This is a genomic window from Mycobacterium sp., assembly GCF_050701675.1.
Classification (GTDB): Bacteria; Actinomycetota; Actinomycetes; order Mycobacteriales; family Mycobacteriaceae; genus Mycobacterium.
This window is the reverse complement of sequence record NZ_JBOGDD010001256.1, coordinates 1-3,025: the sequence shown is the minus strand read 5'-3', so window position 1 is coordinate 3,025 and position 3,025 is coordinate 1. Positions and strand designations below refer to the sequence as shown.

Annotated in this window: 4 protein-coding genes; 3 read left to right on the top strand and 1 reads right to left on the bottom strand. The window is 66.1% G+C overall.

Translation table 11 applies throughout. The features are described 5' to 3' along the window. Window positions 1-605, top strand: a 605-nt coding sequence (locus tag ACRDUX_RS38980) for a MetQ/NlpA family ABC transporter substrate-binding protein (protein WP_526422590.1), incomplete at its 5' end; no start/stop codon positions are given. Window positions 606-623: 18 nt separating this feature from the next. On the opposite strand, the gene ACRDUX_RS38975 is transcribed toward ACRDUX_RS38980, so the two are convergent. Beyond that, window positions 624-1,694, bottom strand: a complete 1,071-nt coding sequence (locus tag ACRDUX_RS38975; RefSeq protein WP_526422588.1) for an aldo/keto reductase — start codon at window positions 1,692-1,694, stop codon at window positions 624-626. A gap of 118 nt (window positions 1,695-1,812) precedes the next feature. Here ACRDUX_RS38975 and ACRDUX_RS38970 point away from each other — a divergent pair, with 118 nt between their 5' ends. Together ACRDUX_RS38970 and ACRDUX_RS38965 are read left to right on the top strand one after the other, a co-directional pair. Next, complete coding sequence (locus ACRDUX_RS38970; protein WP_526422586.1) at window positions 1,813-2,430, top strand: VOC family protein; 618 nt, start codon at window positions 1,813-1,815, stop codon at window positions 2,428-2,430. Between the two features lie 170 nt (window positions 2,431-2,600). Beyond that, a complete protein-coding gene (locus tag ACRDUX_RS38965; RefSeq protein ID WP_526422584.1) occupies window positions 2,601-2,888 on the top strand; it encodes a WhiB family transcriptional regulator in 288 nt (95 codons plus the stop codon). Window positions 2,889-3,025: the final 137 nt, after the last annotated feature.

Sequence of the window (3,025 nt, the reverse complement as noted above, 5' to 3'; positions counted from 1 at the left end):
TCGACATCGACTTCAACTCGCACGTGCCGTGGTTCAACGATCAGGTCGCCACGAACCACTTCAAGCAGACCTTCGTCGAGACCGTGTTCCTGACTCCGACCGGCCTGTACTCCGACAAGTTCGATTCACTCGATCAGCTGCCCGACGGCGCCAAGATCGCGATCAGCAAGGACGTGCCGAACCAGGCACGGTCACTCGGCTTCTTGCAGAGCGCGGGTCTGATCGAACTGAAGCCCGAAGGCGACCGAAGTACCGTCACGCTGGAGGACATCGCGAACAACCCGAAGAACCTGCAATGGGTCCAGGTCGATCTGGAGGCCACGCCGCGGACGCTGCCCGACGTCGACGCCGCAGTGATCCTCGGGACGGTGGCCACCGCGGCTGGACTGAAGCTGGACGGCGCGCTGGCGAAGGAGCCCGCCGACAACCCGCTCTGGGCGATCGGTGTCGTGGCCCGCACCGCAGACATCGAGAAGCCCGAATACAAGAAGGTGTTCGACCTGTACAACTCCGACGAGGTGCGGCAGTTCATCGCACAGACCTATCCGGAGGGACAGGTCATCCCGGCGTTCGGACCCCCAGTCGGAGTCGCGAAGACCGAGTGACGTCGCGCCGACGCGCGCCTACACGTCCGAGCTCTCACGCCAGAGGTCGATACCTGAATCGGACGCGTACTGGTCGATCTCGGTGAGTTCCTCGGGTGTGAACTGCAGGTTCTGCAGGGCCCCGAGATTCTCGTCGAGCTGCGCGACGCTTGATGCGCCGACGAGCGTCGAGGCTACGGTGGGGTCGCGGAGCACCCAGGCCAGCGCGAGCTGCGCCAGCGTCTGGCCACGGCGTTCGGCGATCCCGGCCAGTCCTCGGAGCCGGTCGCGCACCTCGTCGGTGACCAGGTCGTCGTCGAAGGTCGGACGCGCGGTTGCGCGGTCGACGTCGGCCGCCGGCTGCTGCAGGTAACGGTCGGTGAGAAGTCCTTGGCCCAGCGCGGTGAACGCGATGGCTCCCATGCCTGCGTTCGCGAGCTCGGTGGTGAGCCCACCCTCGATCCACCGGTTCAGCAGCGAGTAGGACGGCTGGTGGATCACCAGCGGGGTGCCCAGTCGGCGCGCGATGGCCGCCGCCTCCACCGTCTTGGCTGCCGAGTAGGACGAGATGCCCACGTAGCGTGCCTTGCCGGAACGCACCGCGCTGTCGAGGGCGCCGATCGTCTCATCGAGCGGCGTCACCGGGTCGATGCGGTGTGAATAGAAGACGTCGACGTAGTCGAGTCCGAGACGGTCGAGCGACTGGTCGAGGCTCGCGAGCATGTAGGCGCGCCCGCCGAGCTGGCCGTACGGCCCCGGCCACATGTCCCAGCCCGCCTTGGTCGAGATGATCAGTTCGTTGCGATACGGCTTGAAGTCGCGGCGCAGCATCCGGCCGAAGTTCTCCTCGGCCGACCCATACGGGGGCCCGTAGTTGTTCGCCAGGTCGAAGTGGGTGATGCCACGGTCGAAGGCGTGGCGCAGCACCTCCCGCTGCCCATCGAAGGGCCGGTTGTCGCCGAAGTTGTACCAGAGGCCGAGGGAGATGGCGGGCAGCAGAAGCCCTGACGAGCCCACACGACGGTAGGGCATCGCGTCGTAGCGTTCGCGCGCTGCCACCCATGGGTCGTTGGTGAAGGGAACGTCAGCGACTACAAGGTCCTCGGTCATGGGAGTCATCGTAATTACCGCGCCGCCGGGTTTTGGTCTCGACGATCGAAACTGCACGTGGCGGACGTCAAAACAGGGATGCTCTAGGCCGGTGCCAAAGTCGGTGCGGGAGGTTCGGATGACGCAATTCAAACTCGAAGTCGTGGTGATACCGGTGTCCGACGTGGACCGGGCCAGGAATTTCTACGAGTCGTTGGGATGGCGCTTGGACGCCGACTTCAGCACCGGTCCGGACTTTCGGGTGGTACAGGTGACGCCCACCGGCTCGCCGACCTCGATCATCTTCGGGACCGGAGTGACCACCGGCCAGGGACCGGTCGACGGACTGCATCTCGTGGTGTCCGACGTCGAGATTGCGCGTGCGGAATTGGCGGCTGCCGGAGTGGACGTCAGCGAGGTCTTCCACGACGCCGGCGGGGTGTTCCACCACGGAGGCCCGGAGGGCAGAGTCAGCGGCCCGGATCCCGAGCGCAAGAGTTATGCCTCGTTCGCCTCGTTCAGCGACCCGGACGGGAACGGGTGGTGGCTGCAGGAGATCACCGCCCGACTTCCCGGGCGGGTCGACCCGGCCGCCACGTCGTTCGGCTCGGTGAGAGACGTCGCCGATGCTCTTCGCCGGGCAGCGGCCGCGCACGGCGAGCACGAGGAGCGCGCCGGCGAAGAAGATCCGGATTGGCATGACTGGTACGCCGAGTACATCGTGGCGGAGCAGGCGGGTACGCAACCGTCGACGTGAGCTTCGGCATCGGTTGAGCCGACGCCTCGCGATCAGGAAGATTAATAGTATTTAGCAAAAGAACATGGGGCCCTACGGTATTCGGGTAGCAGGCCTACTCATGCGTGACACCAGAACCGCCACCACGGGCGCTCCCGCTGGTGGGCGACATCCGAGAGCGGAGGGATGCGATGGCCGAGACGTGCGGGCGATGGACTCTCGCCGCCGCGGAATGGCGGCTGAAGGCGCGCTGCAAGGGCGAGTCCGCGGACACGTTCTACCCGCCGGACAAGGAGCGGCCAAGAGCTCGCCGCGAGCGGGAGCTGCACGCCAAGCAGATCTGCCTGGCGTGTCCGGTTCTCGAGGCCTGCCGCCGCCATGCCGTCGACACACGCGAGCCGCACGGTGTCTGGAGCGCCACCACGCCGCGGGACCGCGAGCGACTGTTGGGCGGAAGCGAAGCCGCGGTCGGGTTGTAATCCCCTCCGGGACAGCCTGTCTCGTGAGCACCGTTGACGTTCGAGCGCGACGACAGAGAGGCCATCGATGTCCATCTCCACCGAAGACCTGACGAAGGTCTACGGGGGAACCAGGGCTCTCGACGGCGTGTCCATCT